Source organism: Lentisphaera araneosa HTCC2155 (assembly GCF_000170755.1).
GTDB classification, from domain to species: Bacteria; Verrucomicrobiota; Lentisphaeria; order Lentisphaerales; family Lentisphaeraceae; genus Lentisphaera; species Lentisphaera araneosa.
This window is the reverse complement of sequence record NZ_ABCK01000001.1, coordinates 213,899-238,399: the sequence shown is the minus strand read 5'-3', so window position 1 is coordinate 238,399 and position 24,501 is coordinate 213,899. Positions and strand designations below refer to the sequence as shown.

General features: G+C 38.7%; 16 protein-coding genes. 5 read left to right on the top strand and 11 right to left on the bottom strand.

Annotation, left to right across the window (positions count from 1 at the left end; genetic code table 11):
* Positions 1 to 224: 224 nt before the first annotated feature.
* Both LNTAR_RS00840 and LNTAR_RS00835 read left to right on the top strand, forming a co-directional pair.
* A complete protein-coding gene (locus LNTAR_RS00840; RefSeq protein WP_007276707.1) occupies positions 225 to 1,514 on the top strand; it encodes a DUF1552 domain-containing protein in 1,290 nt (429 codons plus the stop codon).
* Positions 1,514 to 4,075 carry a DUF1592 domain-containing protein gene (locus LNTAR_RS00835; protein WP_007276706.1) on the top strand — a complete coding sequence of 854 codons (2,562 nt, stop codon included), beginning with the start codon at positions 1,514 to 1,516 and terminating at the stop codon, positions 4,073 to 4,075. The genes LNTAR_RS00840 and LNTAR_RS00835 overlap by 1 nt, the downstream gene beginning before the upstream one ends.
* On the opposite strand, the gene LNTAR_RS00830 is transcribed toward LNTAR_RS00835, so the two are convergent.
* Positions 4,076 to 4,669: an RNA polymerase sigma factor gene (locus LNTAR_RS00830; RefSeq protein WP_007276705.1), complete on the bottom strand. Its 594-nt coding sequence runs from the start codon at positions 4,667 to 4,669 to the stop codon at positions 4,076 to 4,078.
* 171 nt (positions 4,670 to 4,840) lie between these two features.
* Between LNTAR_RS00830 and LNTAR_RS26420 the strand changes: the two genes are divergently transcribed.
* A complete protein-coding gene (locus LNTAR_RS26420; RefSeq protein WP_007276704.1) occupies positions 4,841 to 7,900 on the top strand; it encodes an alpha-L-fucosidase in 3,060 nt (1,019 codons plus the stop codon).
* A gap of 181 nt (positions 7,901 to 8,081) precedes the next feature.
* Here the strand turns inward: LNTAR_RS26420 and LNTAR_RS24805 are convergent, their stop codons facing one another.
* The 5 genes from LNTAR_RS24805 to LNTAR_RS00800 all read right to left on the bottom strand — a co-directional run bounded on the left by LNTAR_RS24805 (position 8,082) and on the right by LNTAR_RS00800 (position 14,524).
* Positions 8,082 to 9,908: an ATP-binding protein gene (locus tag LNTAR_RS24805; RefSeq protein WP_007276703.1), complete on the bottom strand. Its 1,827-nt coding sequence runs from the start codon at positions 9,906 to 9,908 to the stop codon at positions 8,082 to 8,084.
* A gap of 79 nt (positions 9,909 to 9,987) precedes the next feature.
* Positions 9,988 to 10,842: a hypothetical protein gene (locus tag LNTAR_RS00815; protein WP_007276702.1), complete on the bottom strand. Its 855-nt coding sequence runs from the start codon at positions 10,840 to 10,842 to the stop codon at positions 9,988 to 9,990.
* 9 nt (positions 10,843 to 10,851) lie between these two features.
* On the bottom strand, positions 10,852 to 11,829 hold the full coding sequence (locus LNTAR_RS00810; RefSeq protein ID WP_007276701.1) for a hypothetical protein: 978 nt from the start codon (positions 11,827 to 11,829) through the stop codon (positions 10,852 to 10,854).
* Between the two features lie 761 nt (positions 11,830 to 12,590).
* Positions 12,591 to 14,021: a LamG-like jellyroll fold domain-containing protein gene (locus LNTAR_RS00805; protein ID WP_007276700.1), complete on the bottom strand. Its 1,431-nt coding sequence runs from the start codon at positions 14,019 to 14,021 to the stop codon at positions 12,591 to 12,593.
* Complete coding sequence (locus tag LNTAR_RS00800; protein WP_007276699.1) at positions 14,018 to 14,524, bottom strand: sigma-70 family RNA polymerase sigma factor; 507 nt, start codon at positions 14,522 to 14,524, stop codon at positions 14,018 to 14,020. Before LNTAR_RS00800 ends, LNTAR_RS00805 begins: the two co-directional genes overlap by 4 nt.
* A gap of 227 nt (positions 14,525 to 14,751) precedes the next feature.
* Between LNTAR_RS00800 and LNTAR_RS00795 the strand changes: the two genes are divergently transcribed.
* Both LNTAR_RS00795 and LNTAR_RS00790 read left to right on the top strand, forming a co-directional pair.
* The gene (locus LNTAR_RS00795) at positions 14,752 to 17,691 is read left to right on the top strand and encodes an FAD-dependent oxidoreductase (protein ID WP_007276698.1); all 2,940 of its coding nucleotides are present in this window, start codon (positions 14,752 to 14,754) and stop codon (positions 17,689 to 17,691) included.
* A 3-nt stretch (positions 17,692 to 17,694) separates the two neighbouring features.
* Complete coding sequence (locus tag LNTAR_RS00790) at positions 17,695 to 18,696, top strand: hypothetical protein (protein ID WP_007276697.1); 1,002 nt, start codon at positions 17,695 to 17,697, stop codon at positions 18,694 to 18,696.
* Between the two features lie 335 nt (positions 18,697 to 19,031).
* On the opposite strand, the gene LNTAR_RS26880 is transcribed toward LNTAR_RS00790, so the two are convergent.
* The 5 genes from LNTAR_RS26880 to LNTAR_RS00770 form a co-directional block, all read right to left on the bottom strand.
* Positions 19,032 to 19,361 (bottom strand): SGNH/GDSL hydrolase family protein, encoded by a 330-nt coding sequence (locus tag LNTAR_RS26880; protein ID WP_162026333.1) that lies wholly within the window; start codon positions 19,359 to 19,361, stop codon positions 19,032 to 19,034.
* Positions 19,345 to 19,755, bottom strand: coding sequence for a hypothetical protein (locus LNTAR_RS26875; protein WP_007276695.1), 411 nt, complete (start codon positions 19,753 to 19,755; stop codon positions 19,345 to 19,347). The genes LNTAR_RS26880 and LNTAR_RS26875 overlap by 17 nt, the downstream gene beginning before the upstream one ends.
* 217 nt (positions 19,756 to 19,972) lie before the next feature.
* Positions 19,973 to 21,589, bottom strand: a complete 1,617-nt coding sequence (locus LNTAR_RS00780) for a sialate O-acetylesterase (RefSeq protein WP_007276694.1) — start codon at positions 21,587 to 21,589, stop codon at positions 19,973 to 19,975.
* 12 nt (positions 21,590 to 21,601) lie between these two features.
* Complete coding sequence (locus LNTAR_RS00775) at positions 21,602 to 23,353, bottom strand: sialate O-acetylesterase (RefSeq protein WP_007276693.1); 1,752 nt, start codon at positions 23,351 to 23,353, stop codon at positions 21,602 to 21,604.
* A gap of 305 nt (positions 23,354 to 23,658) precedes the next feature.
* A complete protein-coding gene (locus tag LNTAR_RS00770; RefSeq protein WP_007276692.1) occupies positions 23,659 to 24,369 on the bottom strand; it encodes a type II secretion system protein in 711 nt (236 codons plus the stop codon).
* Between the last annotated feature and the right edge of the window lie 132 nt (positions 24,370 to 24,501).

Genomic DNA, 24,501 nt, shown 5'->3' with positions numbered 1-24,501 from the left:
TTAATAATTTTATAGCCACTAAATTTTAAACTCAATAGATAGCTTTCTTCAACTTATTGAGTAACAAGGTTGAAATTTTCTCGCTTTTCTACAAAGACGCTGTCTAAAATTAATCATTGCGGATGTCTTATAGAGTAAAACTGTTAGAAAAAATGTTAAAGATTGTAGTTCGTGTAAGAGACTAAACATTTTTGACGTATAATAGATAAAGTAGGTGAGCACTTATGAATATTAAAAAATATACGCCCATAGATCGTCGAACTTTCCTCAAAGGAGCTGGGGGCGTCGCTCTGTCCTTACCTTTATTGGAATCGATGGCCGCCTCAGAAGAAGATCTAAGTTCACCAACACGCATGATTTGTGGCGCTGTATTTTATGGTTTAATGCCGAAGTTTTTTAATCCTGTTGAAGTGGGAAAGGATTATCAACTGACGCCTTTATTACAACCTTTATCTCAGCACAAACAAGACATGACAGTCTTTAGCGGTTTGGATCACAATATGGGTGGTGGGCATCACAGTACACGCTATTTCCTCAATGGCATTCAAATCTCTCAGGCAGCTGCTTTCGAACAGGGCAATATTTCAGTGGATCAGAAAGCGGCAAACTTCATAGGTACACAAACGCGTTACCCCTCATTAGTTTTAGGTGCCACAAGCAATGACTTTAATTTAATCTCTTGGTCAGAAAATAGTATTCCAAAGGCTCAAGTTACTAAGGTATCTGAGCTCCATAGAAAACTGTTTAGCCAACTAGGACCTCGTCAAAAAGCGAAATTTGAAAAGAGTTTGAATGACAAAAACTCAATTTTAGATCTCGTTCGTCAGGATGCCCGCAAACATCAGGATAAATTCAGCAAGGCTGATAAAGAAAAACTGGATCAATACTTCACTTCCATTCGCGAGTTAGAGAAAAGAGCTAAACAATCACGCAATTGGCTAGATAAACCCAAGCCAAGTACGGATTATGTTTTATCTGACGAGGTTGATTCTTTAGATATTGCTCAGCGTATGAAGTATTATTATGACCTCATGGTTTTAGCTTTACAGACTGATTCAACTCGAGTGATTTCTTTGAGTTTCTCTGCTTTGGGACCAAATTATGGTGGCTTCACTGGTGTAAGTCACGACTACCATAGCTTATCCCATCACGGGAATGTTCCAGAGACCATGGAGGAGTTATTAATTATCGAAAAGGCATATATGGAAGGCTTCGCTTATTTTCTCGACAAGCTGAAGCAAATTAAGGAACCTTCGGGCAAAACTTTGTTTGATTCAACTATGTCGCTCTTTGGCTGTGGCATGAGTAGCGGCAATTCTCATAGCAACCGCAACTTACCTGTTGTTCTTGCTGGTGGGGGTTTTAAACATGGTGAACATAAAAAATATGCGCGCAGTAATGGTCGCTCAGTCGAATTAAATAATTTGTATTTATCCATGCTACAAAAATTTGGACTCAAAATAGATAAGTTCAATACTTCCACAGGAACTCTAAAAGGTCTGGAGTGGACTTAATGAAATACATTTTTATAATCAGCCTTCTTACATGTTTTACAGGCTTTTCTAGTGAACAGAATACTCATATTAAGGCAGAAGTCCTCAAGCCTTTCCTAGAGACTTATTGCATAAGTTGTCATGGAGAAGAAAAGCAAAAGGGCGATGTCCGACTCGATCAACTCTTCAGCAAAAAAGCTGATGGAAGCGAGAGTATTAATTTAGCCTCAGAAGAAGTCCTCTATAATTTAGGCGATATACTCGACCAACTTCACCTAGGAGAAATGCCGCCCAAGAAAGCTGATAAGCATCCTAGTTCTAGTGAAGTTAAAGATATAACAGATTATTTGAGCACAAGCTTATTGGCATTAGAAGAGAGCAAAAAGAAATCGGGCACGGTGATGCGACGCCTCACTATTCAAGAATATAAAAATACTGTCCGAGACTTACTTGGTATTGATACTGAATTACTTGACTACACCAAAAAATTCCCTGCAGACTCTGATGTTCATGGCTTAAAGAATATCGGAGAAAGTCAGTTCATGTCTGAAGTCCATTTAGACGCCTATTTAGATGCCGCCAAAAAGTACCTGGAAATTGCTTTTCAGTTTGGTCCGCGACGAGAAGCCAAAGTCACTTCTCTAAAACCCGAAGATTGGGGCTTAGATAAAAAAACTAATGGCGATTGGGTTTTTAAGTTCAATAATCAAGATCAATTCATTGATATAGGTTCGGGTTCACGCTTACTTTCAGATAAAAATTCTCTAGCAACGGCACCAAAGAAACTTATTTATCGACGCCATCATATTCGCTCGGGTTATTATAAAGTTCGATTAAGTGCTGCTGCAATTAATCGTTTAACTCATCCCTACGACCCCAAAATGATTCCTTGTGATTTATCCGAGCCCATGCAGCTCGGCATTTATGTGGCTGACTCCCATGTAGGAATCAGTCCTTCTGGTGAAGCGAACCGTAAATTAGTAAAAGTTTATGAACTCACTGATAATCATAAATCTGACTATGAATTTACCCTTTGGCTCAACAAGGGCGAATTCCTGTTTTTTAACTGGCAGAATGGACCGAGTATATCTGATAGTTGGATGCGTTATGTGGTGGCAAAGTATCATGACGATATAACTTATTCAGCAAAGCAGGGGGCTCACCGCTACACCATTACGGGGAAAAATGCTGTGCCTGGACGAATGGTTTCCGAATCTTGGAAGGGACCCGTGATTCGTATGCATAGCTTAGAACTCGAAGGACCCTTAGATAACTTACCCACCGCCAATGATCGCTTTTTAGCTGGTCAGCGTAGCAATCTATTTATCGCTAAGGGAATAAAAGACTTTGCAGAAAAAGCTTATCGTCGACCACTAAAAGAGGGTGAAATGGATCCCTATATCACGATGGCACGTAGTTTGATAGCTGATAAAAGAAAATCAATGCGTGAAGCCTTCATCATGACCATGCAAGCGATCATGGTTTCTCGTGATTTCCTCTACCTCACGGAAGATCAACAAGAGGGCGATAAGATCAACTCTTATCAAATGGCGAGTCGTCTTTCCTATGCTTTGTGGGGTTCTATTCCCGATGAAGAACTTTTAGATTTAGCCAAAAAAGACCAACTAGATGATAAAGAGATCATGAGAGCTCAAGTCAAGAGAATGTTACGAAATCCCAAAGCCAACTATTTCACTAAGGCTTTCTCTGATTCTTGGCTACAACTATCAAAGCTCGGTATCATGGCCCCAGATAAGAAAAAGTTCTTTAATTATTACCGTGATGATCTTGAGCGACTCATGAAAAAAGAAAGTTATATGTACTTTGATCACATCTTAACAAATAACCTTCCTATAGCCGAGTTTATTGACTCTAATTATAGCTTCCTCAATAAACCATTGGCCGAGCTCTATGGCGTTCCTGGAATAGATCAATCAAATTTCAGAAAAGTGCAGTTTTCTGAAAAGAGTCAACGCGGTGGACTTATGGGACAAGCGGGTATTTTGACCGTTACGGCTAATGGCGTTGATACCTCGCCCGTCATTCGAGGGGTATGGATATTAGAAAATATACTCGGTACTCCACCTGCACCTCCTCCCCCTGATGTTGAAGCTCTAGAGCCGGACATACGTGGTGCCAAGACTTTGCGCGAGCGTTTATCAAAACATCGCGATGTTGAAACCTGTGCTGATTGCCATGCCAAGATTGATCCCTATGGCTTTCCTCTAGAATATTATGATCCCATTGGAGAGTACCGCCATCAGTACAATAAAAATTATTGGATTCCTCGGAAAAACCTCAAGGTCAAACATAAGGGCAAGAAAATCGATGGGCATTCTATGCTTCCGAATGGTGATGAAGTCCACGATTTAAAAAGTTTGAAAGAATCGCTCGTTAAACGGCAAGATCTTATTGCTCGCAAATTAGCGTTCAAATTATTACAGTATTCAACGGGTCGTCATTTGACCCTGAAGGATAAGCATGAGCTGAAGATAATTTTAAATCAGAGTGCGGAAAATAAGTACCGTTTTCATGACTTACTTTTAGAGGTATTGAGCTCGGATTCTCTTAGTAGGAAGTAGTTACTCGAGTTCTTTTCTGAGACGAGCGACTTCCTCGATCAGCTTCGCCTTTACACGACCTCTCAAACGATAAACCGATTGACTTTGAATATCGAGAATGGTGGCAATCTCCTCTAATTCTTTTCCCTGGACTGTAAGCTTGAAAGCTTCGATTGCCTTGCCGGAAAAAGCTGGGGCAATATTTTTCAGTGCCTGGTTCGTCAGGTAGTTTTCCCATTCTCGAGTGGCGATTTCATCAATTTCGGGGAGTTCACTGCTGTGCAGATCAACTGCCTTATCCGCAACGTGTTCAAGCTTGCCTTTATGGCGCATCTTTTTACGCAAAAAGTCAGTTATACAATTTTTTGTGATTGTTGCTAAATAACTTCTAAAACGACGAATCTCACCTTCATCCATTTCGGGAAGGCGATTCCATAAACGCAAGAGTATATCCTGCATGATATCGCCAGCGTCATCTTTGTTTAAGCCGGAACCACGAATAATGGCATAGATGTATTTGTTATAGACCTGAAGGAATTCTTCCCATGCATTTTCGTCGTGTTGGTTTTTGACTTTTTGAATGAGTGTTTGACGAGTTTTGTAGACGTCTTCCATAGATAATCCTGAGCTTTGAATAAGTCAAATACTATACTTGGGGAATGAATCAGATGTCAAGCTCGATACTTAAGGAATTGCTCACATGAAATAAAATTAAAAAGCTGTCTAAAAGCTTTATGGCTCTTCGTCTCCTAGATGAACTGAATCAAATAATAAACGGAGAATACAATGAAATTTGCTAAGTTTTTACTTAAACTGAGCTTTGCAGCGGGAAGTTTTGCGGCGATCGCAGCAGAGCAACCTAATATCTTGTTCATCATGTCTGATGATCACACAACACAAGGCATAGGAGCTTATGGTGGGCGCCTCGCTAAATTTAACCCCACTCCAACCATCGATACCTTAGCAGAAGAGGGTGCTTTACTCAGCAACACTTTTTGTACAAATGGTATTTGCACCCCGAGTCGGGCTTCAATTATGACCGGTCAGTATAGTGCGGTGAATGGAGCTCCCATTCTTGCGGATTCACTTCCGAAAGAAAAGCAATACCTTGCACAAGAAATGAAAAAAGCGGGCTATAGTACGGCCGTAATTGGTAAGTGGCATTTACACGATCGACCCGATGCCTTTGACTACTACAAAGTACTGAAAGGACAGGGTAAGTATTTTGATCCTAGTTTTTTTGAAACGGGTAAAAAAGGCATGGTGAAAATGCAAGGACATAGCTCAGATTGCATCACCGATTCCGTTTTAGATTATCTAGAGAATCGCGATAAAACTAAACCCTTCTTCCTTAAGTATCATTTTAAAGCACCTCATGATATGTTTGAAAATGCTCCGCGTTATGACTCCTATCTAAAGGATGCCGTCATCCCCGAACCAGCCAATATGTGGGAGCGTGGTAATCATGGCTCAATTGCTACTCGTGGTCACAATGATGAATTAATTCATAAAATTGGTACATCAATTGGCAAGCGTAACCCTCGTAGAAATATGGGTTTAGATTTGAGTAAAGTTTTTCCTGATGAAGCCATTAGTCAAGAACTAAGTGATAAACAATATAAGAAACAAGCTTACCAAACTTATATCAAAAAATATTTGCGTTGTGTCAAGGGTGTCGATGACAATGTGAAACGCGTTGTGGATTATCTTAAAAAAGAAGGTCTCTACGATAATACAGTTATTATTTACACTGGTGATCAAGGCTTTATGCTCGGTGAGCACGACTACATTGACAAACGCTGGGCTTATGAAGAGACCATGCGCATGCCGATGATTATTCGTTATCCTAAGAGTGTTAAAGCGGGTTCAAAGTACGATTTCATTAATGAGAACGTGGACTTTGCTCCCACAATGTTGGATTTTGCGGGCGTCGCAACTCCTGAATACATGCAGGGCAGCAGCTTTAAAGATGAATTGGAGACTGGAAAAGAAAACGCCAGCACAAAGCAAGCAGCTTATTACCATTATTGGATGAACATGTTCCACCATGATAACCCAGCTCATATTGCCATTCGCACAAAGACTCACAAGCTAATTATGTTCTATGGTTCATCATGGTCCAATGAGCCTCTGACACCTCCGGCATGGGAACTTTACGACTTAGTTAAGGATCCAAGTGAGATGAATAATGTTTATGATAAGTCAGAAAACGTCGAACTCATCAAGCAACTCAAAGATCAACTCAAGCAGATGCGTGCGGATTATAAAGAAGACGATAAGAAATTCCCCTTTAATGAAATTATCGAAGATTTCTGGGACTACGATGAAGAAGACCGACGCAAGGCATTAGAAATCTCTAAGAGATTTGCGGCTTCACCCATGAAAGAACGCTATAGCGCCGACTGGGATTCATTGGACTCGCGTCCAGTCCCAGCTTGGTACAATAAAGCTAAATTTGGTATTTTTATTCACTGGGGACTTTACTCAGTTCCAGCTTTTGCTCCCCATGGAACTTATGCTGAATGGTACTGGAATGCACTTAAAGTTAAGCCCGTGGGCAAGAAAGAAATCAAGATGTCTCGTCACCTCAAAGTTAACGAATTCCACAATCGCGTCTATGGCAAAGATTTTGGCTATGAAGACTTCCGCGAGCAATTCACCTGTGAAATGTTCGACCCGAATCAATGGGCCGATATCTTCAAGAAATCAGGGGCAAAATATGTTGTGTTAACTGCCAAGCACCATGATGGCTACACCCTTTGGCCCAATAAAGAAGCTAGTAAATCTTTTGGCATGCCTTGGAATACAGTTGATTCGGGGCCTGGCCGCGACCTTTGCCAAGAACTTGGTGATGCCGTGCGCTCTGTGGGTGGTATGAAGATGGGGTATTACTACTCAATCTGGGATTGGTTCAATCCATATGACGACCGCATTGATATCAAAAAGAAAGCTAAATATATTGACATGAAAAAGCATAATAAATATGTACGTGAAGTCATGTATCCACAATTTCGTGAGCTCGTGAAAAAATATAAACCAGCGCTCATTTTCTCGGATGGTGATTGGTGGGCTGATGACAACTTTTGGCAAACTAAACCACTCCTAGCTCAATTATTTAATGGAGCCATGAATCGTGATGAAGTGGTTATTAACGATCGTTGGGGCAAGGGTCGCGGTAAGCATGGTGGCTATTTTACCACGGAGTATGGTTCGGGTTTCGAGGGCATTGATAAGCCTTGGGAAGAAAACCGTGGCATGGGCCATTCCTTTGGTTTCAACCGCAACGAAGATTACACTCAGTATAATAGCACTCGTAAGCTCGTTTTTATGCTCGTTGACCTCGTAAGTCGCGGTGGTAACTTACTTCTCAATATTGGTCCAACAGGTGATGGCCGTATTCCAGTTGTTATGCAAAATCGTTTAATTGATATGGGCAAATGGTTAGAAGTAAATGGTGAAGCTATTTATGATAGCGTTGTTTGGAAAAAGGCTTGCCAATGGAGTGAAGGAACACTACCCAAATTCACTGCATCTGATTTTAAATCCGGTTTCCCAATCTATGAAATGACCCTAGAACCTAAGCCCGGCAATGCCCACAAAGAGCTCTATTTCACTAAGAAAGCAGATACAATTTACGGGCTTCTTCCCGTCTGGCCAGATAGTGGTAAGATTGAGATCCGCGATATTGAAGTAAGCTCTGATACAAAAGTGACCATGCTTGGTGTAGAAGGACAACTTAAATTTGCCAAGACCGCTAAGGGCATTGAAGTTATCCTTCCTCAACTGAACCCAACTAAACTACCCTGTAAGGATATTTTCACACTGAAAGTGACGAAAGCTAAATAAAATAACTATCAATCACTAAAAAAAGAGCTCTGAAACTTTCAGAGCTCTTTTTATTTGTAGCCTATGAGCGCAAAGAGAAAATAACTCTAATTTCTTTTTAAGATTACATCATATACATCACAAAATTATATTGTCTTGTCAATCTATTTAAAAGAAGTTGATATGCTTTTTCAATGAAACTTTATGAGATTGGTAAAATGATTTTAAATGTACAACCTTGCCCTCTATTTGATTTAAAATCAATACTGCCAAGATGTTTATTCACAATGAAATCATGTGATAGGGCTAAGCCTTGTCCTGTTCCAACTCCAACATCTTTGGTCGTAAAAAATGGATCAAAAACTTTTGTTCTAATTTTATCACTAATGCCAATGCCGGTATCAGAAAACTTTATAATAACGTGATTGTTCTCGGATTTGGTACTGATAGTAATAGTTCCTTGAGTTTTTATGGTTTGTGTATTTATTTGTGCTTCAATTGCATGTGAAGCATTTATAATAATATTTAAGAAGGTTTGAGAAAGATAGCCTGGATAGCACAATATTTCTGGTAAATCTTCGTCAAACGACATTTTAATATCCGCAAATTGATTCCATTGGTTTTTGGATAAAACTACCGCTTCCTTTAATAAAGAATTTATGCTATAACTCACTTTTTTCGCTTGAGATGGGTGTGCCATGACTTTCATAGATTTTACAATTTCACTAACTTTACTTAAACCTTCTAAGCTCCCCTTAAGAGCAGAAGGAACTTCTTCTTTAATAAAGTCTATATCAAGTTCATCATATAGTTCTTTTAGTTCTGATGGATCAGAGTTATTTGATTTTTCTAAGTAAGTCATAATATCTAAATATGAGTCTTGCAAAAACAAACTATAATTAGTTATATATTGAACTGGTGTATTAATTTCGTGAGCAATACCGGAAGCCAATATGCCGATTGAATCCAATTTCTGAGATTGTAGTAGTTGCTGTTGCATTTTTTCTCTTTCTCTAATATCTCTAAATATTAAAGTAAAATATGTCGCATCATCAATGTTAAATTTACTAAGGGATAATTCAATTTTTATCTGCTCACCTTTAGAGTCCTTAAGTAAAGTTTGTTTAACTGAAACTTCATTTCCATCAAATTCATAATTCTCAAACTGAATTCCATCAAGAAAATCATAACATGAAAGGCCTTTTTCGATAGCTTCATCATTCACGGAACTAATTTCTCTAAATGCAGCATTCATTTGAATTATTTGCCCCTTAGAATCTGTACAGATAATTGCATCGGCAGCCGTTTCCATTATGTTGCTAATTCGCGTATTTGCATGTTCAGCTTGTTTAGCTTTGGTCCAAGCAAATTCCTTAGCTTTTTCTAAATCCTTTACATGTTTGCTTAGTATTTCGGCAAGACTTTTTAATTCTATTGGGTTTTCATAGGGGAAATTATCTGATGAAATCTCTTCATTAAGAGCTAATTCTTTTAATAATTTTATGGGCTTAGCGATTGTACTATTTGACCATTTTATCATTAAAAATGCAAATAGCAGGAAAATGGTAGGACAAATAAATATGGTCCTCTTAAAGACTACTTGGCTAGTCTCAATTTTACTTTTGTAATTTAAAATTTCATTAGAGAGAGCTTTTTGATGTTTTTCTAAAGGTAAATATATATCTTGAGTGATTACATCACTCTGAGAAATAATTTCATTCCACTCATTATCATTTAGGCTACGCCTGCCTGGACTATGTACATTAGAGCATAATCTAATAACTCTATTGATTTTATTACTAAGATCTTTAAGGTCGTTCTTAACGTTAAATTGTGTAGTTAAAAACTGAATAGCTTCAGATTGAGCTGCAAGACTATCATAAATATAAGCTTGACGGTTAATAAGATATAAATCGAGAGACATCAACCATTGGTTTAGTAAAATAGTAGTTTCTTTTGTGCGTAGAAATTCTTTTTCTAAAGTCTGAATCTTTTGCTGTTGAATATTAAGTTTGTTAGAATTGTACAAGACAATTCCAACCGAAGTAAAGCCGACTAATGTACACGATATGACAAGTATGATCGTGTAGAAGCTAATCTTCATTAGTTTATAATTTTATTTTTAAATCATTAAGTGATTTTTCTAATTTTGAAATATTTTTATAATCATATGGTTTTTCTTCAAATAAACCAATGTATAAAATTTTAAATTTTTCATTTTCAAAGGTGCCAATGCACGAAGTCTCAGCTTTATCATCAGTTAATTTAAAGTAGGTTTGATTTTCAATTCCTTTAAAAAAATCAAGCCTTGTATTAGGTAAAGTATTGGTGCTATTTGTGAATTTGATATCTTTCAAATCCTTATTAGTGAGTTTTTTTAATCGCAATGATTCAATTTGCTTGGTCCATGAGGCCTCAGTTAAAGCAATAGTTTTGATAGCAGACTTGAACATTATATTTGCCAAAGTTTTTTCATTCGTATTTAAAGTTTTGTATAAATCACTGTTGGCAAATTCATGGAAGGATTCTTTTAATTCAAAAAAATCCTTTTTAACTAACAATTTTTTAAATTCACTTTCGAGTAACTTTGTTTTTGCACTTGTTCTGCAACGTTGAAAATCGAAGTTACAAATGTTGAGCTCCAAATCTAATGCCCATATTATTTCTACTAAACCCCATTGACTTTTTTCGGACCTCGAATGAATTATACCGAGTGGTTGTGAGTCTTTTTTAATCGCATACAAGTTATGCCTTCCAATTTCATAAAAATAAAGTGGGAACCCAAGGTGTTTTTCAACAGTTAAGCGAGTTTCATCATCAACGGTAGAAATGATCGTTTCATAATTTTTACAATCGGGATAAAGGCTGACTATTTTTGCTTGTGGATGCCGAAGAGCACAATAACCTTGTCCATAAACGGAGTTAAATGTTACGGCAATAAATAATATAAAAAGTTTGATCATGATTGACTCCTAAAATCTATAACGTAATTGGAATTCTATTAATTCTTCTTGAACATCCGGGGGAGACTCAAATTCTTTCATAAACTGAGCACTGAGGTTTAACTGATTATTATATTGATAACTTACGCCAAATCCGGCGCTAGACAAATAAGTGTTATTTTCAAGGTTTTGATAAAAGTGTTGCACATAAAACTCAGCTCTTTCATCATAAGTTTTTATATTAAATTCAAGTAAACTACCCAATAAATCATCATCTTCCACTTGCCCGCCATACAACTCAACAAGAATACTTTTGTTGCCTAAAAAATATTCAAAATCTAAGCCTAGAACATCTCTTTTAATAGTTGTTTTATCTTTGAGAATTTCGCCATGAAAAATCGATAGGCCATAAACAAACGTATCATCGTTTAGGGTGCCGATTCGACCAGAAATTGCATAAGGATCCTCTCTGTCTCTATACTTCATACCTGAACCTCTTGTTAATGCAAACTCATAATTCCAATCTTTAAGTTCTTGTCCAACAGCAAAACCCCAATCCATTTTCATACCCATTTTTAGGCCTTGGCCATATTGATGTAAATCACCAAATGTATCTTTGTTGTATTCTCCACCAAAAGGGATTTCAAAATGACCCAATTTAAAGTAAGGCTTATCAACTCCCCACGCATTAATATTTAAAGCAAATGTTCTAAACAAAAATTCCCAGTCGTGGTTGTCATCATAAACTCCAGGAGTTCTGTAGCCATTATCAATCCGATTGATAAATGGCTGAATAGTCAAACTACCAAAGTCCGCACCATCAACAGTTATTATTTTATAAAAATCAATACCAATAAAATGCTGCAGAGTCAACTCATCTGCTTCGTTCCAATATGAACTACGCGAACTTAAATCGAATGACAGCCTACTATTTTCAATACCAGGAAACTCTCTGTCTGCATAAACACTTGTCAGTAAAAAACAAAAGATTAAAAAAAACTTCTTCATATAGATACCCCTAAATATAATAACACCGCTACACAAATTAAATTATTATACTTAAAAGGGGAACACAAACTTTATTTAAAAAAACTTATTAATCACTACATAATTAGCCCTGTAGAATAATAGAAGCTGAGTAAAATCAGCTTTTCATTTCCATTTTAATTCAACTTTGCCAAGACCGCTAAGGAAATTGAAGTCATTATTCCTCAACTGAACCCAACTAAAACACTCTCTAAAAATATCTTCACCCTGAAAATCACTCAGGCAAAATAAATAACTATTAGTTATTACTTCGATAAGGAATCAGATTGAATTGGAGTGCTGTAAGTACGTATTAACTTAGCCTAGCTCGTCAGAGCTAGGATTAGAAGGTAGAGTAAAATGAGAGTCCCGAAGGGACGGCTTAACATAGCCTGGCTCGTGAGAGCTAGGATTAGAAGATAGAGTAAAATGAGAGTCCCGAAGGGACGGCTTAACATAGCCTGGCTCGTGAGAGCTAGGATTAGCGTATGTGATAAATATAGGAGTTCTGAAGGAACGAGTTAAGGCCCTAATCCATGCCTTCGGCATTCACTTCTGTTTGGGTTTGTGATCTCCCAAGGCTGACGCCATTGGGCTAAGTTAAGCCATGCCTTCGGCATTCATATTTGAGTCCCGAAGGGACGGCTTAACATAGCCTGGCTCGTGAGAGCTAGGATTAGCGTATGTGATAAATATAGGAGTTCTGAAGGAACGAGTTAAGGTCCTAATCCATGCCTTCGGCATTAGTGCAGAGAGTTTTTACTCTGCAGAGAACGGATTTGCTCGGAGCTTAATGCCGCATCGAAGAGGTAAACTTCATCTAGGCTTCCAAGAAATGTTTTTGGATTATCTTTATTTAATAAATAATTTTTTGCATCACGTCCCATGAGTAGTTTAATGGACTCGTCACTTTGAGTATCGGTGGCAATAGGCAATACAGATTTTTGGGCAGTTGTTTGTAATTCACCGTCTAGATAAAGAAGAATGTGGCTAGATACGTCGGCTTTTGAACCACCATAAACAACGATTGCAACATGGTGCCACTGGTCATCTCTGAGGTCGTTTTTGGCGACAATTTGTCCTTTCCAGAGTCCTGCACGAAGTGCACCAAAGTTCCCTTCTTTTTTATTCCAGTTCCAGGAAATTTGAAAAGTGTTGCCAGGATATTTATATGAGCCCCAGGCTAACATAGATATGGCATTTTTAATAGGAGCATTTTTAGGGATTTTCACCCAAAAACTTATGGTTCGCGGTGAATGTCCTTCTATGCCTGGGAAAGAAGTACTCAAAAAATCATCATCCCCATCAAAGTTTATTGCATTACCGAATACACCTGGTGTGAATAGTGGATTTGAGTGAATAGTAGCGGGGTAGGGATCAAAGCCTTGAGAACGACTCAAAACCTCTTGTTTCTGAAGCTTGTCGAAACTCCAGTGAATATAATTTGGGTTCTCAGTACTCGATCCAGGCAGGGCACGAACAAAGAGTTCAGGTTGCGCATGAATTCTCCGTTCTATCTTGTTTTCATAGACTATCCCCTGATTTTCATTGAGCTCTACTTGTTGGGCAGAACCTTGGCTTAAAACTTTGCCTTTGCTTACGTGTACTTCCGTTTTATCTTTTGAAGCATTGACACAAAACTCTGTACCTAAATCAATGATCTTGGCCTTATTGGTTTTTAATTCAAAGCCTTCACCACCTTTTTTTACCCGAGCCACTAAATTACCGTACTTCAAATGAACTTTTTTTGAACTTATAAGTTCGAGTTCCAGTGGAGCTTCCAAGGTAAGAATAACTTTATCCAGCTTGATTTGAGCTATGCCTGTAATTAGCTTATAGCTATTTTTAGTAATAAAAGTCTGATCCTGCCACACGGCTTCTCGACTATTGATAATCTCACCGTGAATTTTTGGTTTTTGCAGAATAAAGGCAATGACTAAAATGGCTGCTAAAGATGCTGCCCAAGTTTTTCTCTGCCATTTTTTTTGTTTTTTAAGTACGATAGGCTTTTTAGATCTATGCTCTAAATCGGCGTGTAACTCGATGTAATCCTCATAGATTTTAAGAAGATTAGGCTCATTGAGAAGCAAATTTAAACGTTCATTATCTTCCTTTTCGAGGCGATTGTCCACTAAAGCTTCTAAGAGCTTTTCCAGTTCTTTCTTATTATTCATATAGATTTACCCTCAGCTATATTTTGTGAAATGCATTTGAGTAAGAAGAGGCGACTGCGGTGCAGGACTTTGCTTATTGCATTGGGGGACTTGTTTTGCTCAGCAGCAATTTCATTGACCGATTTAGTTTTGCTGTAGCGTACATTTATAATAAGACGGCTCTCATCTGACAAATGTTTCATGCATTTATCTAAAGCTTCCTTTCGTGCCATAATAAAATCCTTATCTGCGTAGCTCTCATCATTAAATGATTGAATAAGCTCATTATCAAACACTAAAGGTGATTTTTTATTTTTCTGAAGATACTTGAGGAGTTGATAGTGAGCGATTGTATAAGTCCACGAATTGAAATTGCTCCCAGCAATGAAATTGTTTTTTTTCATCCAGATCACGATATTAACTTCCTGCAATAGATCTTTAACGACATCAGGTTTTCTGATGCGTTTGAGTAAGTAGGCATAGAGCCTGGGCTGAGCTTCAGTGAGCATTTGTTCAAAAGTCATAAAGTTTTTATTTTGGCCTTATAAAACAATTATGTCCAAAAATTTGGGGCTTTGCTTCGGACAGATGTTTTTACTTATATATGTGATTTTAGTGAAATCTGCCGATAAAAGATGGAGATTTTGATAAAAAAATGATTTTTTTTAAATTATGCTTGGCAGAATTGTACCTTTTTTCATATATGAGCTCAAACCGACATAATTCATTTATAATAAATAGGAAATATCCGATGAAGAAATTTTTAGTCCTCTTATTCACTATTTCGTTGCAAGTTTGTGCTCTTGACTTTCTGACTGAGTCACCGCGAAAAATCCCGCTTTTGAAAGAAGTTGATGTATTGATTATTGGGGGTAGCACTTGTGGTGTAGCCCTCGCATTAGAATTAGCAGAACAGGGTAAGTCTGTATTTATTGTAGAGAACCGTTCCTACATGGGGAGTGACCTTACTGGAAGTGGGAAGATTTATTTAAAACCTGAGGAAATTATTGATCAAGCTTTGATCAATGATTTATTTAAAATTTCAAAAAATGATAAAGTCAGACAAAACTCAATACTCACTGTGAGTCCTAACCATATCAAGAGTGTCTTTGATAAGAAATTAATTGCGGCCAAAGTCGATTTTTTATACGAGACTTATGCAACTGATTTATTAGTAGATGAAAAAGGTTACAGTGCAGGTGCACTTGTTGGTAATCGCTCTGGGCGACAAGCTATAAAAGCAAAAGTTATTGTTGATGCAAGCCATTATGCGTGGTTCGCAAAATTAGCTAAACTTAATTTTAGTCCATTGAATAATCAGAGTGTTGATTTTAAACGCCTTATTATGGGTGGAAAAGCTAGGCCTGAAGCAAAAAAACTAGACTGGGAAATAAAAGTCTTGAGCCGCAGTAAAAAAAATACGAAAGCAAAAACTTCTTTTATGGCAGTTTATGAGTATGGCGCATCTTATACTTTAAAGGAAGAAAGTTTTGCCGAGCTCATAAATTTAGATCACCAACTTCGCTTAAAGTCATATCAGGAAGATCAAGAATTCTCATCTGAGTTAATGATTGGCTTACCTCAAAAGAAGCTGACGACTGAACAAGTTTCCAGTATTGAAAAATTCCACCGAGAGAGCTTCTTCTCAAAATCACAGCCTTATATCTTTGTGGCAGGACCAGCCGCTAACCTTGATCAGGCTTTAGCAAAATCTTTAATGCGTCCGCATACGAAGGTCAGATTAGCAGAATTTATAAGTAAGGAAGTTTTGGCAAGTCTCGCAAACAGAGCCGATCGACAAGCTGTGAAATTAGCTAATGTAAGTCAAGAAAGTGAAAAACTCGGCGAAATAAAAGAATTGTTAAATGGACCCCGTGGCAATCTAAAAAGCACTTCCGAGTTTATACAAACAGACGGGGGGACTCTAGCCGTATTAGGCGAATTTGATACAGTGGTCGTCGGCGGTGGTACGGGAGGTGCTCCTGCAGGTATTGCAGCAGCTCGTGAGGGGGCAAAAGTCTTGATGGTGGAGGCTAATCATAGTCTCGGAGGGGTGGGAACTATGGGCCTCATAGGTAAGTATTGGTATGGTAACCGAGTTGGTTTTACTAAAGAAGTCGATGACGCAGTTAATAGGGATAGTCGCAGTTGGGATGTGCAGAAAAAATCACATTGGCTGTTTAAAGAATTTGTAGAAGCAGGCGGGACTTTATGGACTCACTCAATTGGAGCTGGTGTACTTGTCGAAGGAAAGTTTGTTAAAGGTGTCATTGTCATGACACCTCAAGGACGTGGTGTGGTGCTGTGCAAAAATCTCATAGATGCAACGGGCAATGCCGATTTAGCTATTTTAGCGGGAGCCGATTACAAATTTATTAATGGGAATGAATTCGGTTATCAAGGGACGGGACTCTCTCCTTTGTCTCCGGGTGTAGATTATGAAAACTCTGATTGGACTTTTGTCGATGATTTAGACATGCTAGACCGTCGTCGTGCCTATGTTTTATCTCGTCTAAAGTTTAAAGATTACTGGGATGTGGCTCAACATATAGATAGCCGTGAGAGACGTCATATTGTTGGTGATTACGAAATTACGCCAGTGGATATTGCCTGCGGTAAAATGTACTATGATGCAATAGGCTATTCTAAAAGTAACTGGGATTCACATGGTTACTCCAATCATTTGCTCTTTAGATTTTGGTTTCCCAACAGGAAAAAGGTTTATGGAACTTACATTCCTTATCGTATGCTTTTACCGAAAGGTGTAGAGAACGTTTTAGTTGCAGGGATTGGTTTCAGTGCCGACCGAGATTCATCTCCAATAATACGGATGCAACCAGATATTCAAAATAATGGCTATGCAGCTGGTTTAGCTGCCGTGATAGCACTTCGAGATGGTGTCAATGTACGTGATGTAAATATCCAAAGCCTGCAACGAAAACTGATTAAAAAAGGTATCCTTGATATAAAGGGGATATATGAAACTGATACAAAAATGACTGATGAAGCTAAACTTGATAAAGCGATTGCGGATCTCGCAAAATCTTATGAGTCAGTATGTTTCATTCTCGCCGCAAATCGTCAATTGGCGATAGATAAATTGCAGAAAGCAATCAATAAGCCAGATTTGGCTGTACCTGCTGCTCATATTCTAGCATATTTTGGGGATGACTCAGGGAAAGGGATTTTATTAGAGAATATAAAAACTCAAGTTTGGGAGCACGGTTGGTCAATGCAAGGTATGGGCAACCATGGTTCAGGTTATTCAGACCTAGATTCTAAAATTATAGCCTTGGCAGAATGTAATGCTCAGGAAGCCACAAAACTCATCATCAGTAAATTTCTTTTACTGGATAATTCTTCCGCTTTTTCACACGTGCGTTCCTGTGCGATTGCCTTCGAAAAACTTGGGGGTGAAGAGGTGAAAAAAGTGCTCTATGATTTTTTGAAGAAGGACAAAATTATGGGTCATCAAGTTATGAATTATGAGGATGCTATCGCCAAGACCCCCTCTGATAAAAATGATGTAATGGAGCGTCGTGGATCACTACGTGAATTAATTTTGGCTAGGGCTTTGTACAAAACTGGAGATTATGAGGGCCTAGGAGAAAAAATACTCAAGATTTATGCCAATGATTTAAGGGGTGTATATGCCACTCATGCCCGCAAGGTGCTGTACGGGAATCAATAAAAGATGAAAAGCTTCGTCATCATTTTTATGACTTTGACTAGTCTCCTAATCTTAATTACAGGGGGAGTGGCTTTTTTTCAGCCCTTTTCGTCTTTAAATGCGCGATTACATATTGTTTTTGGAGTCCTTTTTGGTCTTGTTGCAATTGTTCATGTCATTCAGCAAAAATCGCGTTTTTTGACGTATTGGAAAATCAAGAAGCTGAAAGCTATTGCATGGGCTTGTGGACTTTTCACTCTCCTCTTATCTATCTCTTGGATGAATCTCGGCCTTATTCAAAAAATGATGTCTTATTCTTATGAGGAAAGCCACAAGACAGAAATATTTCGAGCTCATCCCAAAACAACATATCAAAACCTGAGTGAGGGAATAAAAGTCAAGCGATCAGACGAAAACGTAGATGCGTATTTGGAGATTGAATTTTGGGATGATTTAAATTACGATGACCTAGCTATTTCGATTTGGGTGGAAGATGATCGTGGGCGTTTGATAGAAACACTTTATTTAAGCCCCCAACTCGCGTATCAGGAAAAGTTTAACTTTCAGGGCTTTAATTTGTCGCGCCGGCTTTTACTCCCCGTTTGGTGGTACAAATGGCGTGAGATGATTAAAGAACAAAAAATTGCGTCGCAAGACAATGAGGTCATGGCACTTTCGTCTGCCTCTATTTATGGATCTTTTTCATTGGACACGACAATAAAAGAAGGGCTTTCAAATTTTAGAGTTTGCTTAGAACTGAATCAATTAAACGATGAAAATGAATTATACAGGGAAGATAGTCAAAACTTTATGGCAAAAAGTCCAAAAGGTATTGGTCAGCCATCGGTGATCTATTCTTCCTATATTGATTTACATACAGAATACAGAAATGAGTACTCACTTTTGGAGTTCCTCGGACATAGCGACGTCGCAGGGGAGGACGGGGAACTGACCCGTTCCCACAGTGGTTTAACTTCTTCTTTACAACTTCTTCGTAAAGCCTTACTGAGAGTAAGTATTCAATAATCTAATGATTTTTTGTTCTCTTAATTTTCCCCCGTGTGAGATTGGGGTCATTTGCTAAATAGTGGTTCATAATGAGTTTTTTTAAGTTTAACTTGCTAAGCTCATTATACTATACAGATCTATCCTGTAGTGTATTCTCAATACGCTTATTAAGTCATTGCAACACTCTGGCGAATCGTTGCTTCAGAAGGGAATGAAATCAATTCAAAAAATCATAAATGTAGATCAATATGTGCGGGTCTTATCAAATACAGCCTTAAAAAGACTTGATTTGGTATTACTGATCTACATTTATGATTAAAATTTATTTGATGAGTCTTCAGTGAAAAAGGGCTCTAGTGCATTATTTCTGTTTTTATACTTTCCGCTACGAGCTCGGCTAATTTTTGTTTTCCAACTTCATTGAAGTGCACATTTTTATTTTGTTGCCATTCTTTTAAGTTCGGGAGGCAAGCAGTGTAGAGGTCGTTGATAGCCACGTCGTGCTTTTTCATAACTTCGATGGCTACCTGATTATATTTTACGGCGTCTTCGGGGATGCGGCAGGGATAAACTCCATCGGGATAGGGAGTTGTTGTGGCGAAAATGACTTTGGCGCCAGTAGCTTTTAAACGTATGACAATCTTCTCGAGACCCTCACGATATTTTTCAAGTGAAATGACCACTGGGATCATCTGAACGGGCACCCTTTTTACGGTTGATTCGTTTGAGATCATGGAGTCCAGTATTGAAATGAATCACATCCCACTTTGGTCCTTTGAGCATACGCTCAAGGCCTCCATTTATACTACTTGTATGGCCGCAATTCCAGGGTTGGTCAGTACCTGCTAATATTGGGTGATAAACATTGACTTTACTTTCGAGTAATTCACGAACTTGTAGGGTGTAACCAATGGAAATAGAATCACCAATGATTAAGGCATTTGGTTTTCCTTCAATGGGAGTGGGGATCCACTTTTTTCCTTTGGCTTTTTCTTCAGCACTACCAGGTTCTACAGCAAAAAGCGCTGAACAAGTCAGCATTAGGCTAAGTAAAAGTTTGATTGGATTATGTTTCATATGAGTTCCTTTGCTAAATTTTAGATTGAGTGGGGTTAACATACTGATAATTGAGCTAAGATCTCGGGGCCAGCCCCGAACCCTGTGAGGGTTGCCACCCTCAACTGGCAGTTAAATTTATTTTTCCTATTTAATATTTTATCTCGGGGCCAGCCCCATATATAAATGCCTCCGGCGGGCGGGGAGCCCCCGCGGGCATACTAAAAATTTGTAGTTCCTACTTATCTGTTTTGAATAGCCCTGTGGAAAGGCCTTCTTTGTTATAAAGGTTGGCGCCTTCTGGATTGGATCCCCAAGCATAACGAACTTCAAGGGGCTGAGAAATTTTAGGGTGACTCACTTCAACTTGATTGGAAGAGATGATTTTTGTCTCAGCCCATTGCCAAACGCCATCTGATCCACAAATCTGAAACATCTCAGGAGCTTCATCACTTTGTTCAACTGGCAGGTGTAGAACTTTCTTTGCAGTCATTAAACCGGAACCCGTATTATCGAAAGTAATGATGAATTTATTCGCTTTGATTTCGTGAGATTTATAAGTCGGACCGCTATGAACGACATCTTTTTTCTTATAGGATTTATTGAGTGCCCAAAGAGCGAGTCTTTTACCCGCATCAATTTTATTAATGGGGTGAATATCGGCTGCGTCGCCAATATCATTGAGTACCGCCATGCCAGAATTTGGAAGTTTCATACATAGACTTTGTTGGTGCTGAATCTGAACCCATGTGCTTGCTGGAGCGGGTTCTTTGAGTGTTTTTTTAAACTGAGCTAATTGGCACCAATAAAAATCTAGAGGCAAATCCCAAGCCTGACGCCAACCCTCAATCATTTTACTAAAACGTTTTTCGTACTGATCTGTAGCAAAACTCGCATTGGCTTCGCCCTGATACCAAATCGCTCCTTTCATGGCGTAGGGAACGAGTGGGGCAATCATCGCATAATATAGTGTAGAAGGAAGAGTGTTGTTCTCGTCTGGGTTCTTCTGTAGTCGCGGATAATGCGGACGTTTTTTACCTGCCACTTTAGCTTTCTCTCCAGCTATTTTATGAGCTTCAATTTTGGCTTTGTTTTCAGCCGCTACTTTATCTTTGTCCCAAGAGGAAAGGGTGTCCTTGAGCTTTGCGATCTCCGCATCATAATATTGTTTAAGCTCATCATCACTTTGGTATTGCGCTGTTGGCAACCAAGCCTCAACCCGAGTCCCGCCCCAAGCACATTTGATGAGTCCTACGGGGATTTTGAGTTCTTTGCGAAGTTCGCGACCAAAATTAAAACCTACCGCAGTGAAACCTTTGACAAAACGTTGATTAGCCGGGTACCAAGCACCAGCGACATTCTCTTTTTCACTAAGTGGTGAGAGCTCGCGGCGAACAGTCATTTGACGAAAGAGTGTATCATTAATATCTTTGATCTCTTCATTCATGAAATCGGCAATGGGCTGATATTTTGGGTTCCTGGTCTTACGGCAAACACCACCAAGGCCAAAATCCATATTGGATTGACCAGAGCAAAGCCAAACTTCACCTACTAAAACATCGTCGATATTAAGAGTCTTATTACCATCGCTTATTATTATAGAACGACTTTCACTAGAAGCGGGCATGGGCTTGAGTTTGATCATCCATTTACCTTCGGAATCTGTTTGCGTACTTTCTTTCTGACTAGCAAAAGAAATCGTAATCTGGTCTCCTGGCTTGGCCCAGCCCCACACAGGTACTTCTTGGTTTCTCTGCAGAACGGCTCCTTTACTAAAGAGCTGGTGAACTTTGAGGTCTGCCATCAAGTTGGAATAGGACAATAAAATTGTTATAACTAAAGATATTTTTAACATAATTGGACCTCTTTATATTTGATCTTTGAAAATGCCCTGATTCACGACTTCAGAATCAATAGCTTTTATCAAAGGGTTTAAAAAATTATCATAATTGGCAATAGCTTTTATCATTTCTTGCGAACTAGAACCATATTTTTTCATGGCATTTATTCGAGTTTTCCAAAGCAATTGCCGTTTTTTCTCCATTTCTGGATTGAGGTGTTTATCGTGGATTATCACAAGCTGACGTTTTTGTGCCAAAGTCATTTTTATTTTGCGTAGCTTGGGTGAGAGAAAGAGGTTGCGAGCATAGACTTTGGCATCATTCGGATTGAATTTGATTTCAAAGGAATCGGTACGGAAGGGGGAGCAGGGCAAATCTACTGAGTTATAAAGATTGGCATAGGGAAAGCCCTTGTAGGCATAACGAAGAGCAATGGGCTTTTTGACTTGAGCACAAGTGACTTCTACCTTATCTCCCTTGATTTTAGCTTCTGCAGGGTGAAAAACTTGGTTTTGCCCTGCGAGTTCAAAACCTTGGACTTTATCCGCACTCAGTTGAGTGCCGTTGAGTTCAATGCTTTTGGCTTTGAGGCCTTTTGCGCTGTGCGCAAAACTGACGTTGAATTTATTGCCTTTGATTTCATGGCTCTTGTAAAGGGGACCACTGAATTCGATGTCTTTATTATAGGCGACTTTTTTAGCGGCGAGAAAAAGTCGTTCACTGACTTCAATTTTTTGCGGAGGGTGAATATCGTGAATCATCCCTAAATCAATGGCCACGGCCATGCCCGTATTATCGAGTTCAAGTGCAGCCGTTTGCGCATCTCGCAAAACGGGGTAAGTGATCCCATGCATATAAGGGTTTCGTTCAAAACTAGCGAGTTGAACAAAGAGGAAAGGCATTTCTGGGTCTTTAAATTCATGTCGCCAGCCTTCTATCATGGTTTTAAAAGTTTTTTCATATTCTTGAGCTTTTTGAAGGTTGATGGCATCACTCTCGCCTTGGTACCAAATAAAGCCTTTTATTGGGAAGCCATGGGCATATGAGCCAAGCATAGAATTAAACATGTTGCGTGCAGGACGTGATTCACCACGAGCTTTCAGGGCGTGGGGTGGTTCCCAAAATTTGATAAAGCTTCCCCCTTTATTAGCATCGATGAGACCAATAGGGATTTTTAGATCTGCCTGAAGTTTTTTTGCAAAGACGAAGCCCACGGCAGAACTACCTAAGATAAGCTCCTTATTATCACTCGCTTTCATCCACTTTCCTTTGAAGGTTTTATCTTCGACAAAGGGGACGTCGTATTGATTGGGAAGAGTCGAAATTTTGTTCATTTTTGCTAGACGAATTTGATCGTATGAGGCAAAGTTATTAACGATGGAAGTGTACTCCTTATGGGGTTTTCTTCCCCAGTTTACGTAGGAACGGATATCATAATCCATATTCGATTGACCACCGCAGAGCCATATATCTCCCACTAGGATATTATCGAATTCGATTTTATTGCTACCCTCAATAAGCATTTTGTGCGGCCCGCTAACTTTGAGTGGTTCGAGTTTTAGACTCCACTTGCCAGAACTTACCTGAGTCTCATGTTTTTGACCAGCAATTTTCACACTGATTTTTTCACCACTATCGGCAGTACCCCAAACTGTGACGGCCTTATCTCTTTGCAGCATCATGTCACTGGAAAATATTTTGGAAACAGTAATTTCTGCACTTAATGAAAATGCTGATGTACAGAGGATGAATAGCGTAAGCTTTTTAAATAAATTCATTAACATACTTCCTTTAAATAGTAATTTTTTTATTAATTTTTGTGAGTCGTAGAGTCCCTTCGGTATTGTTGCCACCCTCGGGTTGGATGAGTACTCTAAGAACAGTTTTTCCTTTGCTAGTTCCTCGATTTTAGTGTGTAGATATTATCGTTATGAGTGATTTGAGCTCTCGAATATAGGGGGCCCAGATCTTGGCTAACTAATTTATCGAACTCAGTGGTGTACGCTTCTCTTAAGCACTAAGTACTGACAAAGAAATAGCACTGACTAGAGCAATGTGAGTGAATTTCATAATAAAGCTAAAGTTAGGGGCGCCAGTGATCACCGGCGGCGGCGGTGAAAGCTTCCTTGAGTCGTACTGACCCGTCGACAAAGGCGTAGTTATAGTGAGAACTTTTGTGAAAAGTGAGTTTGGGGAGAGCGTTTGCCATGAGTTGCCAGCGTGCAGCATCGAGATAGCCGGCATGACTAACTTTTGCTAAGATATTAGTGCTGTATTGTTGTTCAATAAACTGAAATATTTCTGAGGGTCTCTCAATACTTGTAATATTTAAATTGTCGTAAATGGTATTAACACCAGAAGTTCTCATACTTTTCGCGTAGGTCCTGCGCAAAGTTCCGGCAATACTGCTTTTCCATTTTGTGTCATTGGGGCAGAGAATGATTTTTTTCATAGCATTATAAATAGCAGGGTGACTTGTTTCAGTAATATTGATATTTACAGGTTTGCGTACAGCATCACTTATGGGGGCATTCATATAATTTTGGGCTAAATACATATCCCACACGCCTGTTCCGCTGTCATCCCTGACATAGACGAACTCACCATTGTTATCTGAGGTGTACATGTGTTCAGCGATGATAATTTGTCTCATCTGCTTGTTACAAACTGCAGAGAGAGACGTTTTTCTGGCTTTACTTAAAGAGGGGAGTAGCAGGCTTGCTAATATTCCGATAATGGCAATAACCACTAGCAGTTCAATAAGTGTAAAGCTATTATGTATTTTTTTAGTCATGTACTAATCCTTATTTTAAGCTTATTAAAGACAAACAGAATTGTTTAGCGACTTTTGATTCTGTTTGATCATTTAAAAAAAAAAGGTTCAAATAAATTATTTGCATGGTCATCTAAACGATGAATTAACTTT

What these genes read in the sequence shown, in the direction of transcription:
- LNTAR_RS00840 (WP_007276707.1), top strand. Translation starts at nt 225, where the DNA reads ATGAATATTAAAAAATATACGCCCATAGATCGTCGAACTTTCCTCAAA.
- LNTAR_RS00835 (WP_007276706.1), top strand. Translation starts at nt 1,514, where the DNA reads ATGAAATACATTTTTATAATCAGCCTTCTTACATGTTTTACAGGCTTT.
- LNTAR_RS00830 (WP_007276705.1), bottom strand. Translation starts at nt 4,669, where the DNA reads ATGGAAGACGTCTACAAAACTCGTCAAACACTCATTCAAAAAGTCAAA.
- LNTAR_RS26420 (WP_007276704.1), top strand. Translation starts at nt 4,841, where the DNA reads ATGAAATTTGCTAAGTTTTTACTTAAACTGAGCTTTGCAGCGGGAAGT.
- LNTAR_RS00815 (WP_007276702.1), bottom strand. Translation starts at nt 10,842, where the DNA reads ATGATCAAACTTTTTATATTATTTATTGCCGTAACATTTAACTCCGTT.
- LNTAR_RS00810 (WP_007276701.1), bottom strand. Translation starts at nt 11,829, where the DNA reads ATGAAGAAGTTTTTTTTAATCTTTTGTTTTTTACTGACAAGTGTTTAT.
- LNTAR_RS00805 (WP_007276700.1), bottom strand. Translation starts at nt 14,021, where the DNA reads ATGAATAATAAGAAAGAACTGGAAAAGCTCTTAGAAGCTTTAGTGGAC.
- LNTAR_RS00800 (WP_007276699.1), bottom strand. Translation starts at nt 14,524, where the DNA reads ATGACTTTTGAACAAATGCTCACTGAAGCTCAGCCCAGGCTCTATGCC.
- LNTAR_RS00795 (WP_007276698.1), top strand. Translation starts at nt 14,752, where the DNA reads ATGAAGAAATTTTTAGTCCTCTTATTCACTATTTCGTTGCAAGTTTGT.
- LNTAR_RS00790 (WP_007276697.1), top strand. Translation starts at nt 17,695, where the DNA reads ATGAAAAGCTTCGTCATCATTTTTATGACTTTGACTAGTCTCCTAATC.
- LNTAR_RS26875 (WP_007276695.1), bottom strand. Translation starts at nt 19,755, where the DNA reads ATGAAACATAATCCAATCAAACTTTTACTTAGCCTAATGCTGACTTGT.
- LNTAR_RS00780 (WP_007276694.1), bottom strand. Translation starts at nt 21,589, where the DNA reads ATGTTAAAAATATCTTTAGTTATAACAATTTTATTGTCCTATTCCAAC.
- LNTAR_RS00775 (WP_007276693.1), bottom strand. Translation starts at nt 23,353, where the DNA reads ATGAATTTATTTAAAAAGCTTACGCTATTCATCCTCTGTACATCAGCA.
- LNTAR_RS00770 (WP_007276692.1), bottom strand. Translation starts at nt 24,369, where the DNA reads ATGACTAAAAAAATACATAATAGCTTTACACTTATTGAACTGCTAGTG.